At 71.0% G+C, this 18,165-nt stretch carries 15 protein-coding genes and 3 tRNA genes; 13 read left to right on the top strand and 5 right to left on the bottom strand.

From position 1 onward, the window contains the following. The first annotated feature begins 129 nt into the window (after positions 1-129). From gyrA to KV557_RS16760, 7 genes are all read left to right on the top strand, one after another. Positions 130-2,667 carry a DNA gyrase subunit A gene (gene gyrA, locus KV557_RS16790; protein WP_256177538.1) on the top strand — a complete coding sequence of 846 codons (2,538 nt, stop codon included), beginning with the start codon at positions 130-132 and terminating at the stop codon, positions 2,665-2,667. 227 nt (positions 2,668-2,894) lie between these two features. Then, positions 2,895-3,584, top strand: a complete 690-nt coding sequence (locus tag KV557_RS16785) for a DUF3566 domain-containing protein (RefSeq protein WP_308129932.1) — start codon at positions 2,895-2,897, stop codon at positions 3,582-3,584. Positions 3,585-3,834: 250 nt separating this feature from the next. Further along, on the top strand, positions 3,835-5,241 hold the full coding sequence (locus tag KV557_RS16780; protein WP_218200983.1) for an SAM-dependent methyltransferase: 1,407 nt from the start codon (positions 3,835-3,837) through the stop codon (positions 5,239-5,241). 16 nt (positions 5,242-5,257) lie between these two features. Beyond that, a tRNA-Ile gene (locus tag KV557_RS16775) sits at positions 5,258-5,334 on the top strand. Between the two features lie 139 nt (positions 5,335-5,473). Next, positions 5,474-5,547 (top strand) — tRNA-Ile (locus KV557_RS16770). Positions 5,548-5,858: 311 nt separating this feature from the next. Beyond that, positions 5,859-5,987 carry a DLW-39 family protein gene (locus KV557_RS16765; protein ID WP_014137031.1) on the top strand — a complete coding sequence of 43 codons (129 nt, stop codon included), beginning with the start codon at positions 5,859-5,861 and terminating at the stop codon, positions 5,985-5,987. 168 nt (positions 5,988-6,155) lie between these two features. Further along, positions 6,156-6,228 (top strand) — tRNA-Ala (locus KV557_RS16760). A gap of 67 nt (positions 6,229-6,295) precedes the next feature. On the opposite strand, the gene KV557_RS16755 is transcribed toward KV557_RS16760, so the two are convergent. Continuing rightward, on the bottom strand, positions 6,296-7,099 hold the full coding sequence (locus tag KV557_RS16755; RefSeq protein ID WP_218200981.1) for a DUF5324 family protein: 804 nt from the start codon (positions 7,097-7,099) through the stop codon (positions 6,296-6,298). 204 nt (positions 7,100-7,303) lie between these two features. Here KV557_RS16755 and KV557_RS16750 point away from each other — a divergent pair, with 204 nt between their 5' ends. After that, complete coding sequence (locus KV557_RS16750; RefSeq protein ID WP_218200979.1) at positions 7,304-8,212, top strand: rhomboid family intramembrane serine protease; 909 nt, start codon at positions 7,304-7,306, stop codon at positions 8,210-8,212. Between the two features lie 369 nt (positions 8,213-8,581). On the opposite strand, the gene crgA is transcribed toward KV557_RS16750, so the two are convergent. Then, positions 8,582-8,830: a cell division protein CrgA gene (crgA, locus tag KV557_RS16745; protein WP_218200977.1), complete on the bottom strand. Its 249-nt coding sequence runs from the start codon at positions 8,828-8,830 to the stop codon at positions 8,582-8,584. 170 nt (positions 8,831-9,000) lie between these two features. Here crgA and KV557_RS16740 point away from each other — a divergent pair, with 170 nt between their 5' ends. The 5 genes from KV557_RS16740 (at position 9,001) to KV557_RS16720 (ending at position 12,771) form a co-directional block, all read left to right on the top strand. Further along, positions 9,001-9,765, top strand: a complete 765-nt coding sequence (locus KV557_RS16740; RefSeq protein WP_256177518.1) for a DUF881 domain-containing protein — start codon at positions 9,001-9,003, stop codon at positions 9,763-9,765. Between the two features lie 69 nt (positions 9,766-9,834). Continuing rightward, on the top strand, positions 9,835-10,014 hold the full coding sequence (locus KV557_RS16735; protein WP_218200975.1) for a hypothetical protein: 180 nt from the start codon (positions 9,835-9,837) through the stop codon (positions 10,012-10,014). Positions 10,015-10,070: 56 nt separating this feature from the next. Next, entirely contained in the window at positions 10,071-10,733 is a 663-nt protein-coding gene (locus KV557_RS16730; RefSeq protein WP_218200973.1) for an aminodeoxychorismate/anthranilate synthase component II, read from the top strand. Between the two features lie 5 nt (positions 10,734-10,738). After that, positions 10,739-11,920: a class E sortase gene (locus KV557_RS16725; protein WP_308129931.1), complete on the top strand. Its 1,182-nt coding sequence runs from the start codon at positions 10,739-10,741 to the stop codon at positions 11,918-11,920. Between the two features lie 38 nt (positions 11,921-11,958). Then, complete coding sequence (locus KV557_RS16720; protein WP_218201196.1) at positions 11,959-12,771, top strand: class E sortase; 813 nt, start codon at positions 11,959-11,961, stop codon at positions 12,769-12,771. A 121-nt stretch (positions 12,772-12,892) separates the two neighbouring features. On the opposite strand, the gene pknB is transcribed toward KV557_RS16720, so the two are convergent. The 3 genes from pknB to KV557_RS16705 all read right to left on the bottom strand — a co-directional run bounded on the left by pknB (position 12,893) and on the right by KV557_RS16705 (position 18,113). Continuing rightward, positions 12,893-15,022, bottom strand: coding sequence for a Stk1 family PASTA domain-containing Ser/Thr kinase (gene pknB, locus KV557_RS16715; protein ID WP_218200971.1), 2,130 nt, complete (start codon positions 15,020-15,022; stop codon positions 12,893-12,895). A 260-nt stretch (positions 15,023-15,282) separates the two neighbouring features. Then, on the bottom strand, positions 15,283-16,740 hold the full coding sequence (locus KV557_RS16710; RefSeq protein WP_218200968.1) for a peptidoglycan D,D-transpeptidase FtsI family protein: 1,458 nt from the start codon (positions 16,738-16,740) through the stop codon (positions 15,283-15,285). Then, complete coding sequence (locus KV557_RS16705; RefSeq protein ID WP_218201194.1) at positions 16,737-18,113, bottom strand: FtsW/RodA/SpoVE family cell cycle protein; 1,377 nt, start codon at positions 18,111-18,113, stop codon at positions 16,737-16,739. The genes KV557_RS16710 and KV557_RS16705 overlap by 4 nt, the downstream gene beginning before the upstream one ends. Positions 18,114-18,165 lie beyond the last annotated feature (52 nt).

Genomic DNA, 18,165 nt, shown 5'->3' with positions numbered 1-18,165 from the left:
CCGCCCGAACGGCAGCCGCACGTACCAGTCCGCGTGAAAGGAAACTGACCACCAGTGGTCGACGACAACCGTCCCGAAGGCGAACAGCCCGAGACCCCCGAGGCACCTGAGGCCACCGCCCAGGCGACCATGCGGATCGAGCCGGTCGAGCTCGAGACCGAGATGCAGCGCTCGTACCTCGACTACGCGATGAGCGTGATCGTCAGCCGTGCGCTCCCCGAGGTCCGCGACGGCCTCAAGCCGGTGCACCGCCGCGTGCTCTACGCGATGTACGACGGCGGGTACCGGCCCGAGAAGGGCTACTACAAGTGCGCCCGCGTCGTCGGCGACGTGATGGGTAACTACCACCCGCACGGCGACACCTCGATCTACGACACCGTGGTCCGCCTGGCCCAGCCGTGGTCGCTGCGGATGCCGCTGGTGGACGGCAACGGCAACTTCGGCTCCCCGGGCAACGACCCGGCCGCGGCCATGCGCTACACCGAGTGCAAGATGATGCCGCTGGCCATGGAGATGATGCGCGACATCGACGAGGAGACCGTCGACTTCGCCGCCAACTACGACGGCCGCTCGCAGGAGCCGACCGTCCTGCCCGCGCGCATCCCCAACCTGCTGATCAACGGTGCCACCGGCATCGCGGTCGGCATGGCCACCAACATCCCGCCGCACAACCTCCGCGAGGTCGCCTCCGGCGCGCTCTGGGCGCTGGAGCACCCGGACGCCTCCAACGAGGAGCTGCTGGAGGCCCTGATGGAGCGGATCAAGGGCCCGGACTTCCCGACCGGTGCCCTGATCGTCGGCCGCCGCGGGATCGAGGAGGCCCACCGCACCGGCCGCGGCTCGATCACCATGCGCGCCGTCGTCGAGGTCGAGGAGATCCAGGGCCGCCAGTGCCTGGTGATCACCGAGCTGCCCTACCAGGTCAACCCGGACAACCTCGCGCTGAAGATCGCCGACCTGGTGAAGGACGGCAAGATCGCGGGCATCGCCGACGTCCGCGACGAGTCCTCCTCGCGGACCGGCCAGCGCCTGGTCGTCGTGCTCAAGCGCGACGCCGTCGCCAAGGTCGTGCTGAACAACCTCTACAAGCACACCGAGCTGCAGACCAACTTCGGCGCCAACATGCTGGCCCTGGTCGACGGCGTGCCGCGCACCCTGTCGCTCGACGCCTTCATCCGGCACTGGGTCAACCACCAGGTCGAGGTGATCGTCCGGCGCACCACCTTCCGCCTGCGCAAGGCCGAGGAGCGCGCCCACATCCTGCGTGCGCTGCTCCGCGCCCTGGACATGATCGACGAGGTCATCGCGCTGATCCGGGCCTCGGCCAGCGCCGACGCGGCCCGCACCGGCCTGATGGAGCTGCTCGCCATCGACGAGCTCCAGGCCAACGCCATCCTGGAGATGCAGCTGCGCCGGCTGGCCGCGCTGGAGCGCCAGCGGATCACCGACGAGCACGACGAGCTGCAGCGCAAGATCGACGAGTACAACGCGATCCTGGCCTCGCCGACCCGCCAGCGGGAGATCATCTCCGAGGAGCTCACCGCGATCGTCGAGAAGTACGGCGACGAGCGGCGCTCCACCCTGATCCCGTCCGACGGCGACCTCTCCATCGAGGACCTCATCGCCGAGGAGGACATCGTCGTCACGATCACCCGTGGCGGCTACGTCAAGCGGACCCGCTCCGACCTCTACCGCTCGCAGAAGCGCGGCGGCAAGGGCGTCCGCGGCGCCCAGCTCAAGCAGGACGACATCGTCGACCACTTCTTCGTGACGACGACCCACAACTGGATCCTGTTCTTCACCAACAAGGGCCGGGTCTACCGCGCCAAGGGCTACGAGCTGCCGGACGCCGGGCGCGACGCCCGCGGCCAGCACGTGGCGAACCTGCTGGCCTTCCAGCCGGAGGAGCACATCACCCAGGTGATGGCCGTCCGGACCTACGAGGACAAGCCGTACCTGGTCCTCGCCACCCGGGCCGGCCTGGTGAAGAAGTCCCCGCTCAAGGACTACGACTCCCCGCGCTCCGGCGGCCTGATCGCGATCAACCTGCGGCAGGACGAGGAGGGCCGGGACGACGAGCTGATCGGGGCCGAGCTGGTCTCCGCCGAGGACGACCTGCTGCTGGTCTCCAAGAAGGCCCAGTCGATCCGCTTCACCGCGACCGACGACGCGCTGCGGCCCACCGGCCGTGCCACCTCCGGCGTCAAGGGCATGGCCTTCCGTGAGGACGACGAACTGCTCTCGATGAACGTCGTCCGTCCGGGGACGTACGTCTTCACTGCCACGGACGGCGGGTACGCCAAGCGCACGGCGGTGGACGAGTACCGTGTCCAGGGACGCGGCGGCTACGGCACCAAGGCGGCGAAGATCGTCGAGGGCCGGGGCTCGCTGGTCGGCGCGCTGGTGGTCGACGACACCGACGAGATCATGGCGATCACCCTGTCGGGTGGAGTGATCCGCACGAGGGTTTCCGAGGTTCGTGAAACCGGACGTGACACCATGGGCGTCCAACTGATCAACCTCGGAAAGCGCGATGCGGTCGTGGGCATGGCCCGCAACGCGGAGGCCGAGGACGAGGAGACGTCGGAGGACGAGGTCGAGGGCACCGAGTCCACCGAGATGGCCGAGGGGACGGGGACGGTGGCCGGCGGCGACGCCGACGCCTGAATCGAACCGTAGGCCGGTGCCGCCGCGTCCATAGAACGGGGATGCGGCGGCATCGGCCGCCGACCAGTTCCGGGCAATCCCGCCGGGCGCTGGATGTCGAATGACGAAGCAGGGCGGTTCCGCCGTCCTGGTGGGAAGTGCGGGAGGACCAGGTGAGTGGAGCCACGGGTGCTGCGGGAGGAGCCTCCGGCGGCCGTCCGGGCGCGCAGGGCGGGGGTGGGTACGGTGTGCCGCAGCCGCCGGCGGAACACCCGGCCGCGTCCACCTCGCTGATGCCACCGGTCGGTGCGGCGGGCCAGAGCGGCGTCGGCTACGGAGGCCAGACGCCTCCGGCACAGGGTGGCCAGGCCCCCGGGGCCAGCGGCTTCTCGCAGCCGACCACCTACGCCAAGGGGCAGCCGACCCCGGCCCGGGGCACCCGGACCGGCGGCAACACCCCGCCCGGCGGCACGCCCGTCCCGGGGGCCGCGCGCCGTCCCTCCGGCGGGCCGGCCACCGGCGCCGGCCAGGGCCAGGGCGCTGGCCTGGGCCGCACCCGCAAGGCCCGGCTGCGGGTGACCAAGGTCGACCCGTGGTCCGTGATGAAGGTCAGCTTCCTGCTGTCGCTGGCGGTCGGGATCATCATCATCGTGGCCGCGGCCGTGCTGTGGATGACGCTGGACTCGCTCGGCGTCTTCGACTCGCTGACGAAGACCCTCAAGGACGTCACCGGCGGCGGCGCGGACACCACCAGCACCACCAGCAGCCTCAACCTCATGGACTACATCGGCTTCGGCAAGGTGATGACCTTCACCTCGCTGATCGCCGTGGTCGACGTCGTGCTGCTGACCGCGCTGTCCACGCTCTCCGCGTTCATCTACAACGCGGCGGCCGGCTTCACCGGCGGCGTCGAGCTGACCCTGGCCGAAGAGGACTGATCCCGGCCGGATCCTGACCCTCGCTCAGATATCCGTCCGCGGACGGAATGTACGGGCCCCGGAGGCTGTTGCAGCCTCCGGGGCCCGTCGGCATTCGGGTGACAGCCGGCTGCCCGCGGCGTGCCGCCCGGATTCGGGCCGGCCGCGGTGGGATTAGCTGGATGCTCCCGTTCCGCGTCAGGTAGTGCCGCAGGCCGCCCCCGGTCCGACCGACCGGGACGTGCAGGACGACTGGACGGAGGCTCGCTCAATGGCACAGCTCGCAGCTCAACTGGTCGAGGCCCTGGACGGGCTGCTGGGGGTCCCCGCACCGCTGCGCGTGCAGGCCTGGGACGGCAGCGTCGCCGGGCCGCCCGGCGCGCCCACCATCGTCCTGCGCAACCGCCGCGCGCTGCGCCGCCTGCTCTGGTCGCCCGGCGAGCTGGGCCTGGCCCGCGCGTACGTCGCCGGGGACCTTGAGATCGCCCCCAGCAGCGACCTCTACGAGGTGCTTGCGGCCGTGGCCCGGTTCGCCGAGCTGCCCGAGATCCGCACGCTCCACCTCGGCCCGCGCGACGTGCTCGGCGCCAAGGGCCGCCGGGCCCTCGCCGCCGCCCTGCGGGCCGGTGCGGTGGGCCTCCAGCCCACCCCGCCCCCCGAGGAGGCCAGGACGGGCCACGGGCGGCTGCACAGCCGCAGCCGGGACCGCGCGGCCATCAGCCACCACTACGACGTCGGGAACGACTTCTACGGGCTCGTGCTGGGCTCGTCCATGGTCTACTCGTGCGCCTACTGGACGCCCGAGGCGAAGAGCCTGGAGGCCGCCCAGGAGGCCAAGCTCGACCTGATCTGCCGCAAGCTCGGCCTGCGGCCCGGGATGCGTCTGCTCGACGTCGGCTGCGGCTGGGGCTCGCTGCTGCTGCACGCGGCCCGGTACTACGGCGTCGCCGCGGTCGGCGTCTCCATCTCCGGGGAGCAGGTCGCGCTGGCCCGTCGCCGGGTCGAGGAGGCCGGGCTGGCCGACCGGGTGGAGGTCCGGCTCCAGGACTACCGGGAGATCACCGACGGCCCGTTCGACGCGATCTCCAGCGTCGGGATGGCCGAGCACGTCGGCGAGGAGCAGTTCCGGATCTACGCCGAGGGCCTCCACCGGCTCCTGGTGCCCGGCGGCCGACTGCTCAACCACCAGATCGCCCGCCGCCCTGATCACCCCGGCGAGCCGCACCGCACCAGCCCCTTCATCGACCGCTACGTCTTCCCGGACGGCGAGCTCTCCCCCGTCGGCTCGACCGTGGCCCGGCTGGAGGAGGCCGGCTTCGAGGTCCGGGACGTCGAGTCGCTGCGCGAGCACTACGGGCTGACGCTGCGCGAGTGGGTGGCCAACCTGGAGGCGAACTGGACGGAGGCGGTCCGGCTGGCCGGCCGCGGCCGGGCCCGGGTCTGGCGGCTGTACATGGCCGCCTCCGCGCTCGCCTTCGAGCAGAACCGGATCGGGATCAACCAGATCCTCGCCGTGCGAAGCAGCGAGGAGGGCGGGGCCGGGCTGCCCGCCACCCGCGAGGCGTGGCTGCTGCGCCCGGCCGCCCGAGCACCGCAGCCGGTCACCGGGGTCCCTGCCGCGACCCCCGCCTCGACCCCTGCCGACCTGGATTTGGGGGATCGGCGGTCGGTCCGCTAATCTTTCAGTGCGGCAAGGGCCTATAGCTCAGACGGTTAGAGCGCTTCCCTGATAAGGAAGAGGCCACAGGTTCAAGTCCTGTTAGGCCCACCACCGCGAAGGGCCCGGAGTGATCGACTCCGGGCCCTTCGGCGTTCCCGCGCGCAGGTCCCGCCGCGCAGGCCGGGAGCCGCCGAGGAGCGGCCGGATGTGAATGTGGGCCGGTTGTTCCGGTAATCTCTCCGCGTGGCAAGGGCCTATAGCTCAGACGGTTAGAGCGCTTCCCTGATAAGGAAGAGGCCACAGGTTCAAGTCCTGTTAGGCCCACCTCCACGAAGGGCCCGGAGTGATCGACTCCGGGCCCTTCGGCGTTCCCGCGCGCAGGTCCCGGCCCACCGGCCGGGCCGCACCGACCGTACGAGAGGAGGTGCGGCGTCAATCCTCGGGTCGGACCGCCGGGTTGGCGGCAGCGGCGGCTGGTCACGATTGGGACACCGGTGTGTATCATCGGCCGCAAGGGCAGTCTGGCACCCGGCCGCCCCGTTGGCGTTCGAAACCATCTGGACTCGTCGGCCCGGTCAGTCCGGCCGGAGCACCGGCTCCTGAGTCCGCTTACGCAAGAAGGACGAGGTCCCGCGGTGAAGAAGCTTCTCCTGGTCGCCCTGGTCGCCCTCGGCGGCTTCTTTGTCTACCGTCAGGTCCAGGCGGACCGCGCCGAGCAGGACCTGTGGACCGAGGCCACCGACCCGGTCCCGGCCGGTCGCTGAGCCCCGGGCGATCTGACGATCGACGATCTTCGGAGGCGCCCTGCGCGCCTCCCGGGCCGGCCGGCCCGGTCATCCCGACCGGGCCGGCCCGGCTCTTTCAGGGGGACGGCGCCGGATCCGCGCCGGAACCCGGTACGCTAGTGCCCGTTGGCACGTGCGGTGCCGTGAGGGGCATTAGCTCAGTTGGTAGAGCGCTGCCTTTGCAAGGCAGATGTCAGGAGTTCGAGTCTCCTATGCTCCACAGTTCGTAGCAGACGCCGATCGGCCGCTGACCAGAGTTCAGGTCAGCGGCCGATCGGCGTTTCGCGTCAGTGCGGCTTGCGCGGGTCGTGCGGCTTCGGGCGGTCGTCGTCGGCCGGCTGGTCGGGCTGGGGACCGGACTCGGGGGCGGAGGTACCGGTCCCAGGCCCTGATTCGGGCCCCGATCCGGGCTCGGCGGCGGTGCCCTCGGGGCCGGAGCCGTTCACGGGCGCCGCGGTGGCGCCTGCGGCGTGGGCGCCGGCCGGCTGGGCCGTCTGCGGCGCCGGGGGTTCGACCAGCCAGTCCGGGTTGCTGTGCCGGCGCCACCACTGCCAGACCAGGACACCGCTGCCGATCGCCACGGCACCGGCCACGGCGAGGCCGGTGGTCCAGCCGTTGCGCTGCTCCTTCCGGAGGTTCCGGGCGGCGAGGTCGCTGATCTCGGCGGAGCTCACATGCCCGTGGAGGGCGGTGATCGCGGCGGCACCCCGGACCTGGGCTTCGTGCGCGACCGGGACGACGGCGGCGCGGGCGTCCTCGACGGCCTGGGCGACCCTGGGGCCGACCGTGGAGCGCGCCTGGCCGGCGGCGCGGGTGGCGGAGACGCGGGCCGCCAAGGCGGCCTCCTGGGCTCGGTGGAAGGCCTTCAGGGCGTTCTGCTGGGCGTCGGGCGGCAGGCTGGCGAAGGCGTGACCGAACTGTGGGGCGAGGTGCCGGTCGTACTGGACGCGGAGGCTCTGGGCGGCCTGGGCGGCCTTCGGCCCGAGGGTGTCCAGGGCCGGGCCCAGGCGCTGCTTCGCGCCGTCCGCGAGATGCACGGCGGTGTCCCGGGTCTTGGCGGCCGTCTCACGAGCTGAGTCCAAACGGGTCACGAGTCTCTCCTCCTGGGTGGCATCCTTATATGCACATATCCACCTGAATGCTGATCATGCATGCTGATTTGTCCGACGGCATTCCGGAGTGGGCCGTACGCGGTGCGGAGGGGTGGAGCACGGGGTGGAGGAGGGGGCGACGGGCAGGGGTGCCGCAGTAGGCTGGCGGCTCCGGTGGTCCTGTACGGGAAGGGGAAAGTGCTGATGCTCCCGAACGAGCCGAGGCCGCCGGTCGACCGGATCCAGCCGCCCGCGCCCGAGGCCGGGCCGCCCGGGTGCTACCGGCACCCGGAGACGGCCACCGGCATCTCCTGCACCCGCTGCGGGCACCCGATCTGCCCGCTGTGCATGGTGCCCGCCTCGGTGGGCTTCCAGTGCCCGGAGTGCGTCAGCGGCGGCCACGCCCAGGTGCGGCAGGCGACCACCCGGTACGGCGGCGCGCTGACGGCGGACGGCGCGCTGGTCACCAAGGTGCTGGTCGGCCTCAACGTGGTGGTCTTCGTGCTGGCCGCCTATGTGCTCAAGCCGTGGCTGGTCCAGGACTGGTCGCTGTTCAGCGCCGGGCGGGACATCCCCGGGGGCCCGGGGGGCGTCGCCGACGGCCCGGGGCAGTGGTATCGGCTGCTGACCGCGACCTTCCTGCACGTCCAGCTCTGGCACGTCGGCGTCAACATGCTGGCGCTGTGGTGGACCGGCCCGGTGCTGGAGGCGGCGCTCGGCCGGCTCCGCTTCCTCGCCCTCTACCTGGTCTCCGGCCTGGCCGGCAGCGCCTTCGCCTTCCTGATCGCCGGCAACCTCATGAACTCGGTGGGGGCCTCCGGGGCCATCTACGGCCTGTTCGGCGCGACCGTGGTGATGCAGATCCGGAACCGGGGCCCGCTCGGGCCGGTGATGGCGCTGCTGGTCTTCAACCTGATCCTCACCTTCTCGGCGGCGGGGGTCATCGACTGGCGGGCGCACCTGGGCGGCCTGGTGGTGGGCGCGCTGACCGCGACTGGGCTGATGTTCGCCCCGCGCGAGCGCCGCGGGCTGGTCCAGGGGCTGACGGTGGCGGGGGCGGCGGCCGTCGTCCTGGCGATGGTCCTGATCGGTATGGCCCGCTACGGCGCGTGACGCCGCGGGGTCGTTGTCCACAACGGGTACGGGGTTGTGCACAGCCTGTGCGGCACCCGGGGTGTGGACTGCTGTTCTACGCGTGTCCTGCTGTGCGGTTTTGGAGCGCACGAAGTGCCGTCCACGCCTGTGGACAGGGGATTGGCGGCAAGTTATCCACAGGCTGGGGACACTTTTCCCCAGTGTGGATAACCATGTGGATAAGCATGACAGTGCGATTGTGTGGACAGCTGCACGGGTTGTACCGGCCTCCGGGCACGCCTCGACGCCGCCCCGGGTCGAGCAAGCCGGGACGGCGGAGGCACCACGGAAGGGGCCGGGAAGAGCAGGATCAGCGGCGGAATCCGGCCGGGGCGTGCGCCCCGGGCGTCACTTCCACTGGGTGGAGACGCCGAAGCCCGCCGCGATGAAGCCGAAGCCGACCAGGATGTTCCAGTTCCGCCAGCTCTCGACCGGGTAGTTCCCGCTGGTCACGTAGTACGTGACGATCCACACCAGACCGATCAGGAACAGTGCCAGCATCAGGGGCGCGACCCACCCGCGGCCCGAGCTGATCTTCACCGTGGCCGTGGTCGGCGGGGTGTAGTCGGACTTCTTGCGGAGTCGAGACTTCGGCACGAGGAGCTCTCCTGTCGATGCGCTGTGAGACCGCGCAGAGGTGCAGCGGGGGGTCAGTCGGCCGGCGATCGCTCGTGGAGAACGCTTGGGACCGCTCCCGCACGTGCCACCGGCGTCCGTTAGCGTAGTGGCTCGGCGGGTCTTAAGGAGATAAGGGTACGGTGCCTAATTTGTCGATTCCCCCTCGGCCGACCCGTACCCGTCGATCCGGCATCCGAATTGTCGGGCGTGCCCTGACCTGCGCCGTCTTCGCGCTCGCCGGTCTGCTCTTCTACATCAGCGCGCAGACCGCCCGCGGTACCGATCTGCGGACCGACAACTCGCTGCTGAGCCTCGGCGACGTGATACGCCAGCGCAGCTCGCAGAACCAGCAGGCGCAGTCCCAGCTCGCCGACCTCCAGGCCCGGGCCCAGGAGCTCACCGGGCAGCAGAGTCACAACCCGGCCGACACGGCCCGGATGGACGCCCTCCGGCTCGGCGCGGCCCTGGAACCGCTGCAGGGCGGCGGCCTGAGCATCACCCTCAACGACGCACCGCCGAACGCCACCGCCCGCATCCCCAACGTCCCCGAGCCGGGCGTCAACGACCTGGTCATCCACCAGCAGGACATCCAGGCCGTCGTCAACGCCCTGTGGCGGGGCGGCGCCGAGGGCGTCCAGGTGATGGATCAGCGGCTGGTCTCCACCAGCGCCGTCCGCTGCGTCGGCAACACCCTGCTGCTCCAGGGCCGGGTCTACTCGCCGCCGTACGTCGTCAAGGCGGTCGGGAAGACCGACGACTTGCGGTCGGCGGTGGACGCGGACCCGACCATCCGCAACTACCTGCGCTACGTCCAGGCTTACGGGCTCGGCTGGAAGGTACAGGAGAGCGGCGACCTCACCCTGCCCGGTTACACCGGCACCACCGACCTGCGGTCGGCGGGCGGACAGCAGTAGCGGACCGGCCTCGGCGGTGTGGAAGGCGGGTCTACTCTTGACCCCAGTCTGCTACGTCGAGGGAGCACCATGTACGGCTGGATCTGGCGTCACCTGCCGGGGAACACCCTGGTCCGGGCCGTCATCTCGCTGCTCCTCATCCTGGGGGTGGTCTACCTCCTGTTCACGTATGTCTTCCCGTGGGCGGAACCGCTGCTCCCCTTCGGTGACGTCACAGTGGACGGCGGCGCCGGTGCCGCGGCCGGCTGAGCCGGCGGGCCCTGATCTTCCTCCCAGTCCCCGCATCCCACGGAGATAGCGCGCGAATGACCACCCAGCCGACATCGCCCCGCATCCTGGTCGTCGACAACTACGACAGCTTCGTCTTCAACCTGGTCCAGTACCTGTACCAGCTCGGCGCCACCTGCGAGGTGGTGCGCAACGACGAGGTGACCGTCGAGCACGCCGTCCGCCGCAACCGCGACGAGGGCTTCGACGGGGTGCTGCTCTCCCCTGGCCCCGGCGCGCCGGAGGAGGCCGGGGTCTGCATCGAGATGGTGCACCACTGCGCGCGGATCGGGCTGCCGGTGTTCGGCGTCTGCCTCGGCCTGCAGTCGATCGCGGTCGCGTACGGCGCGGTGGTCGGCCGGGCGCCGGAGCTGCTGCACGGCAAGACCTCGCTGGTCGAGCACGAGGACGGCGGGGTTTTCGAGGGCCTGCCCTCGCCGCTGACCGCGACCCGGTACCACTCGCTGGCGGTCGACCCGGCCACCGTGCCGGACGGGCTGGTGGTCACCGCCCGCACCGAGAGCGGCGTGATCATGGGTCTGCGCCACCGTGAACTGCTGGTCGAGGGCGTGCAGTTCCACCCCGAGTCGGTGCTCACCGAGGGCGGGCACCGGATGCTCGCGAACTGGTTGGCCGAGTGTGGGTACCCGCAGGCCGTGGACCGGTCGGCCGGGCTCGCCCCGGTGATCGGCCGGGGCTGAGCGGCGTGACCACGCTGCGTCCGGAGGGGCGTTACCAGCCGGAGGCGGGCCCGTACGGCGCCGGGCAGCAGGCCAATGGCCAGCAGGGCGACAGCCAGTACGGCAACGGTCAGCAGGGCGACAGCCAGTACGGCAACGGTCAGCAGGGCGACAGCCAGTACGGCAACGGCCAGTACGGCAACGGCCAGTATCAGCAGGCGTACCAGGCCCAGCCCGTTCAGCCCGGGCAGGGCCCTGCCGAGGACGCCTGGGGCGTGTACGAGCAGGCCGAGCAGGCCGCCGCCGGGCCCGAGTACCCCTGGCTGCCCGACCAGACCATGCAGCTGCGCCTGCCGGCCGAGGCCGGCGAGCCCGCCGCGGAGCCGGCCCCGCCCACCGGCGGCCGGGCCGAGCGCAGGCGTGCCGCTCAGGGCCGGACCGCGGTGCGCTCGGGCGGCGGGCGGCGCCGGGCGTCCGGCCGGGGGGCCGGGGCGCGGGTTCGGCCCAAGGAGTCCCCGGTCGTCGTGGCCGCGCGCCTCGTCGGCGAGCTGTGCATCACGCTCGGCGTGGTGATGCTGCTCTTCGTCTCGTACCAGCTCTGGTGGACCAACGTGCAGGCCGACGCCGCCGCCAGCGGCGCCCGCAACCAGCTGGAGCAGCAGTTCGACGCCGCACAGGGGGCCGGCAAGCCGGGGCAGCCGGCGCCGGACCCGGCCAAGCCGGAGACCTTCGAGCCCGGCAAGGGCTTCGCCATCATCTACCTGCCGAAGCTGGGGCTGAAGTTCCCGATCGCCGAGGGCACCTCCAAGTCGGCGGTGCTCGACAAGGGCCTGGTCGGCCACTACCCGGGCACCGGGATGCCGGCCGACAAGGCGGGCAACTTCGCGCTCGCCGCGCACCGCAACACCCACGGCGAGCCGTTCCGGTACATCAACCAGCTCGGCAAGGGCGACCAGGTCGTGGTGGAGACCGCCACCGCGTACTACACCTACGAGCTCACCGGCGGCATCCCGGAGACCTCCCCCAGCAACGTGAGCGTGATCAAGCCCGTGCCGAACGGCTCCGGCTACGCCGGGCCGGGACGCTACATCACGCTGACCACCTGCACCCCGGAATTCACGTCCAAGTTCCGCCTCATCGTGTTTGGCAAGATGATCGACGAACGGCCGCGCAGTCAGGGCAAGCCGGCTGCGATCTCGGGCGGGTAGCCGCCCGGCCACCAGGGGACAGAAGGGGAGCAGCGGTGATCCAGGACGAGACGGCGGAGTCGTCCGATCCGGCGGCGGAGGCCTTCCCGCCGCCGGAGCCCGAGCCCCGGCCCGCCCGGCGCGGGCGGGCCCGGGCGCTGGCCGCCCTCGGGGTCTTCGGCGAGCTGCTGATCACCCTGGGCCTGGTGCTCGGCCTGTTCGTCGCCTACTCGCTCTGGTGGACCAACGTCGAAGCGGACCGATCGGCCGCCCAGGCCTCCGACAAGCTGCGCAGCGCCTGGGCCGCGGGCCCGACCGGCACGCCCTCGGCGACGGCCCCCGGCGCGACACCCTCCGGCGCCCCGGCGGCCCCGTACGCGGCCAGGGACGGGGTCGGCTTCCTGCACGTCCCGGCGATGGGCGAGGACTACCAGGTGCTGATCCGGATGGGCTCCGACAACGCCACCCTGGCCGAGGGCGTCGCGGGCGTGTACGAGCAGCCCTACCGTGCGGCGATGCCCTGGGACGCGGCCGGCAACTTCGCGCTGGCCGCCCACCGGGACGGCCACGGCGCCAAGTTCCACGACCTGGACGCCGTCCACAAGGGCGACGCGATCGTCGTCGAGACCAAGGACAAGTGGTACGTCTACAAGGTCGACAACACCCTGCCCGAGACGTCCAAGTACGACACCGGCATCGTCGCCCCCGTCCCGACCGGCTCCGGCTACACCGGCCCGGGCCGCTACATCACGCTGACCACCTGCACGCCGGTCTACACCTCGCGGTACCGGATGGCGGTGTGGGGGAGCCTGGTGCGGGTGGACGACGTGGACGCCAAGCGCACCCCGCCGCCGGAGCTGCGCCACTCCTGAGCCCCGTGGCGTTCCCGAGCCCCGCGGACCGAATGCCCGAGGGCCCGTCGCAACCGCTGCGACGGGCCCTCGGGCGTTCCTGCTCGGGACAACCAGGCCTCAGAACCAGGGGAACCAGGGCTTAGTTGTTGTTCCCCCCTTTGGGGTTGGAGGGTGAGGGGGCGGGGTCGCCCCCTTTGGGCGGATCGGCCGGCTTCGTGAACAGCTGCACCTGGGTGTTCGGGTCCAGCTGGGTGCCGGCCGCCGGGTTGCTCAGCTGGACCACCGCGTTCGGGTCCTGCGGGCCGACCACGGTGTAGCCCAGGCCGGCCTGCTGCAGTTTGGCGATGGCGTCCGACAGCTTCTGGTTCTGCAGCGGCGGGACGGTGGCCTTGTCCGGCGCCTTGTAGACGGTCAGCGCGACCTTCGTGTTGGCCGGGGCCTTGGTGTTGGCCGCGGGCGTCTGCGAGGCGACGGTGTCGACCTTGGCCGGGTCGGTGGTCGGCACCGTCTTCGAGGCGTCGACCTGGAAGCCGGCGCCCTGCAACTGCGCCACCGCGGCGTCCTTCTGCATGCCGACGACGGACGGGACGGCCGTCTTGCTCTTGCCCTGCGAGATGGTCAGCTTGACCGGGGCGCTCGGGTCGGCGGGGGTGTTGGCCGCCGGGTCCTGGGCGGTGACGTTGTCCTGCGGGGCGGTGTCGTCGTCCTTGTACTCGGTGGTGACGTTGGTGAAGCCGGCCGCGCTGAGGGCCTGGGTCGCCTGGTCCTTGGTCTTGCCGACCACGCTCGGCACGCCCGCCTTCGCCGGACCGGAGGAGAGCTGCACGGTGATCGTGGCGGTCTCCACGACCTGGCTGCCGGCCTGCGGGTTCTGGGTGCAGACCTGGTCCTTCTTGACGTTGGCGTCCGGGCAGGCGATCTTGTCGCCCTCGGTCACCACGAGCTTGGAACCGGCCTGCGTGGCGGCCGTCTTGGCGTCGGCCAGGCTCTTGCCGACCAGGTTCGGCGCGGCGATCTTCGCGGCCGCCTTGTCGCCGCCGCCGTTGAACATCGCCTGGGCCACGAAGAAGGTGCCCACCAGGACCAGCACGGCGGCCACCGCCAGCACAATCCACGAGGTGTTGCTCTTCTTCGGCGGCTCCTCGCCGCGCCGGCCGCCCTCGCGGCCGTAGCCGTCGTCGTAGCCGTCGTGGCCGCCGCCGCCCGGGGCGCCGGCGTAGGTCTGGCCGTAGCCGTCGTCGTAGCCGCCCTGCTGCCCGTAGCCGGGCTGACCGGAGGCCTGCGGCAGGATGGTGGTCGGCCCGCCGCCGGGCTGCTGCGGCAGCACGTTGGTCTGGCCGTACGGGTCGTGCGCCGGGTAGCCGTTCTGGTCGTAGCCGTACCCGGCACCCATGCCGTAGGCGGCGGCCTGCTGGGCGGCGGCCACCGGCAGGCCGTCGAGGAAGCGCTCGATGTCGTCGCGCATCTCGTCGGCGCTCTGGTAGCGGTAGTCGCGCTCCTTGGCGAGCGCCTTCAGCACGATCGCGTCGATCTCGGGGCGAACCTCGGGGTCGAAGACGGACGGCGGCTGCGCCTCCTCCCGGACGTGCTGGTAGGCCACCGCGACCGGCGAGTCGCCGACGAACGGCGGGCGGACGGTCAGCAGCTCGTAGAGCAGGCAGCCGGTGGAGTACAGGTCGGAGCGGGCGTCGACCTGCTCGCCCTTGGCCTGCTCGGGGGAGAGGTACTGGGCGGTGCCGATGACGGCCGAGGTCTGCGTCATGGTCATCCCGGCGTCGCCCATCGCGCGGGCGATGCCGAAGTCCATGACCTTGACGTTGCCCTGCCGGGTCAGCATCACGTTGGCCGGCTTGATGTCGCGGTGCACGATGCCGGCCCGGTGCGAGTACTCCAGGGCCTGCAGGATGCCGATGGTCATCTCCAGCGCGCGCTCCGGCAGCAGCCGGCGGCCGGAGTGCAGCAGCTCGCGCAGGGTGGACCCCTCGACGTACTCCATCACGATGTACGGGATGGAGATGCCGTCGATGTAGTCCTCGCCGGTGTCGTACACGGCGACGATCGCGGGGTGGTTCAGGGACGCCGCCGACTGTGCCTCGCGGCGGAAGCGGGCCTGGAACGACGGATCCCGGGCCATGTCGGCCCGGAGCGTCTTCACTGCGACGGAACGGCCGAGCCGGGTGTCATGGGCGAGGTACACCTCAGCCATGCCGCCGCGTCCGAGGACGCCGCCGAGCTCGTACCTGCCGCCGAGGCGACGAGGCTCTTCCATAGTTCCGACCCTCTCCCTCACCCGCCGGTGAGGTTGTGACGTAGGTGTCCCCGCACGCTCTGGGTGACGCCGCGCGGCCCGTGACCGGTTCTCCGGCCGGGTCGTGCGCCGCATCGCGGGCGGCAACGGGCACACCCGCTGCTGGCGGATACGCTACCGGTCGTACCGCGTCGGGCCGGAGTCAGCCGTCGGCCGATATCAGACCGGTATCCGGATGGGGGTGCCGATCGTGACATTCCACTCACCGCGGCCCGCACCCGTCACTTGCCGAGTACGGCCTGCATCACCGACTTCGCGATCGGGGCGGCGAGCCTACCGCCGCTGATGCCGTCGCGGTTGTTGGAGCCGTCCTCGACCACGACCGCGACCGCGACCGACTGGCCGTCCGAGGTCTTGGCCCAGGACGTGAACCAGGCGAACGGCAGGCCGGCGTTGTCCTCGCCGTGCTGGGCGGTACCGGTCTTGCCGCCGACCTGGAGGCCGGGGATCTGGGCGTTCTTGCCGGTGCCGTTCTGGACCACCGAGACCATCAGGTCCTGCATCTTCTGCGCGGTGGCCGGGCTCATGGCCTGCGAGAACTGCTTCTCGGTGTGCTTGGAGATCGTGGTCAGCGAGGCCGAACGCTCCTGGTCGACCAGGTAGGGCTGCATCAGGCTGCCGTTGTTGGCGATCGCGGCGGAGACCATGGCCATCTGCAGCGGGGTGGCGCGGGTGTCGTGCTGGCCGATCGAGTCCTGGGCGGTGCCGTCCAGGCCGGCGCTGTTCGGGAAGATGCTCTTCTCGGAGCGGATCGGGGTGTCCACGGTGCTGTTGAAGCCGAACTTCTCGGCCTGCGCACGCATCTTGTCCTTGCCGAGGTCGGCGCCGATCTTGGCGTAGACCGTGTTGCAGGACTGGTCCATCGCTGCCTTGAGGGTGGCGTTCTCGCACTTCTCGTTCGGCGACTCGTTCTTCAGCACGGTCTGGGTGTTCGGCAGGGTGTACGGATCCGGCGTCTGGGTCTGGTCGTCGATGTTCTGGAACATGCCGTTCTCGAACGCGGCGGTCGCGGTGACCAGCTTGAACGTCGAGCCGGGCGGATAGGTCTCCTTCAGCGCCCGGTTGAGCATCGGCTTGTTCGGGTCGGCGTTGAGGTCCTGCCAGGCCTTGGTGTCGGAGTCCTCGCTGCCGGAGATGGTGCTCGGGTCGTAGGACGGCGTGGAGACCAGCGCCAGGATCGCGCCGGTCTTCGGGTCGAGCGCGACCACCGCGCCCTTCTTGTCACCGAGGCCGTCGAAGGCGGCCTTCTGGGCCTTGGCGTTGATCGTCGTGACGACGTCGCCGCCCTTCTTCTGCTCGCCGGTCAGCATGTCCAGGGTGTTGCGGAAGAACAGCCGGTCGTCGGTGCCGGAGAGGATGCTCTCCTCCAGGTTCTCCAGGCCGTTGGAGCCGAAGACCTGGGAGGAGTACCCGGTGACCGGGGCGTACATCGGGCCGTCGACCCAGGAGCGCTTGTACTTGTAGCGCAGGCCGTTGACGAAGTCGGACTTCGTGACCGGCTGGCCCCCGACGATGATGTTGCCGCGCGGGTGGGCGTAGCGGTCGAACTGCTGGCGCTTGTTGTTGGGGTTGCCGGCCCAGGAGTCGGCCTGGACTCCCTGCACCCAGTTGGTGCGCAGCATCAGGGCCAGGATCAGCACGAGGCAGAAGATCGAGACCCGGCGGATCGGCTTGTTCATCTGGCGGGTCCTCCCTGGCCCTCGGTGGCGGGGGCCGGTTCGACCCCGGGTCGGCGGGCGCTGTCGCTGATCTTCAGCAGGATCGCGATCAGCGCCCAGTTGGCGACCACTGACGAACCGCCCTGGGCGAGGAACGGCATGGTCATACCGGTCAGCGGGATCAGCCCGGTGACCCCGCCGGCCACGACGAAGACCTGCAGCGCCATGGCCGAGGCGAGGCCGACGGCGAACAGCTTGCCGAACGGGTCGCGGGCGGCGAGGGCGGTGCGCAGGCCGCGCTGGACCAGCAGTGCGTACAGCAGGAAGATCGCCATCAGGCCGGTCAGTCCGAGCTCCTCGCCGAAGGAGCCCAGGATGAAGTCGCTCTTGGCGGCGAAGTTGATCAGCCAGGACCGTCCCTGGCCGAGGCCGGAGCCGGTCACGCCGCCGGAGCCGAGCGCCATGAGCGACTGGCCGATCTGCTCGGTGGAGCCCTTCGGCGGCTTCGGGGCGAAGGCGGCCATCGGGTCGAGCCAGGCGTCGATCCGGGTCTTCACGTGGCTGGTGGTCATCGCCACGGCGGTCGCGCCGCCGACCGACATCAGCAGGCCGAACAGGATCCAGCTGGTGCGCTCGGTGGCGACGTAGAGCATCACCACGAACAGGCCGAAGAACAGGAAGGACGTGCCGAGGTCGTTCTCGAAGATCAGGATCAGCAGGCTGAGCAGCCAGATCACGACGATCGGGCCGAGGTCGCGCCCGCGCGGCAGGTAGAGGCCCATGAAGCGGCGGCTGGCCAGGGCCAGGGCGTCCCGCTTGACCATCAGGTAGCCGGCGAAGAAGACGGTCAGGATGACCTTGGCGAACTCGCCGGGCTGGATGGAGAAGCCGCCCATCCGGATCCAGATCTTCGCGCCGAAGTCCTCCGCGCGGGCCGGGAAGAACGCCGGGGCGGCGAGCAGGACGAGCGCCGCCACCATCGAGATGTAGGTGTAGCGCTGGAGGACCCGGTGGTCCTTGAGGAAGACCATGACACCGATGAACAGCGCGATCCCGAGGGCCGACCACATCAGCTGGTTCTGGGCGGCCCTGAAGTTGCCGCTGAGCAGCTTCCCGGCCTTGTCGAGCCGCCAGATCATCACCACGCCGAGCCCGTTCAGCAGGATGGCGAGCGGCAGCATCAGCGGGTCCGCGTACGGCGCGCAGCGGCGCACCAGCAGGTGCGCGACGAGCGCGAGCGATCCCATGCCGAGGCCGTATTCGAGCATGCCGCCGGGCAGCTCGGAGTCCATGGCGAGGCCCACGTTGGCGTACGCGAGGACCGGCAGCAGCACGGCGAAGACCAGCAGCGCCAGCTCGGTGTTGCGCCGGTTCGGCGCTTCCTGCGGGGAGATGGTGGTGTTGCCCCGGCGTCGGCTGACGGGCCGGCCGGCCGGCGTCCGGCGC

The organism is Kitasatospora aureofaciens (assembly GCF_019192735.1).
In the GTDB taxonomy this organism is placed as follows: domain Bacteria; phylum Actinomycetota; class Actinomycetes; order Streptomycetales; family Streptomycetaceae; genus Kitasatospora; species Kitasatospora aureofaciens_A.
This window is presented reverse-complemented; position numbering and strand designations above follow the sequence as displayed.

Bases quoted from the DNA above. Each gene is read 5' to 3' on its own strand.
- gyrA (WP_256177538.1), top strand. From the start codon at position 130: ATGCGGATCGAGCCGGTCGAGCTCGAGACCGAGATGCAGCGCTCGTAC.
- KV557_RS16780 (WP_218200983.1), top strand. From the start codon at position 3,835: ATGGCACAGCTCGCAGCTCAACTGGTCGAGGCCCTGGACGGGCTGCTG.
- KV557_RS16750 (WP_218200979.1), top strand. From the start codon at position 7,304: ATGCTCCCGAACGAGCCGAGGCCGCCGGTCGACCGGATCCAGCCGCCC.
- KV557_RS16735 (WP_218200975.1), top strand. From the start codon at position 9,835: ATGTACGGCTGGATCTGGCGTCACCTGCCGGGGAACACCCTGGTCCGG.
- KV557_RS16730 (WP_218200973.1), top strand. From the start codon at position 10,071: ATGACCACCCAGCCGACATCGCCCCGCATCCTGGTCGTCGACAACTAC.
- pknB (WP_218200971.1), bottom strand. From the start codon at position 15,022: ATGGAAGAGCCTCGTCGCCTCGGCGGCAGGTACGAGCTCGGCGGCGTC.
- KV557_RS16710 (WP_218200968.1), bottom strand. From the start codon at position 16,740: ATGAACAAGCCGATCCGCCGGGTCTCGATCTTCTGCCTCGTGCTGATC.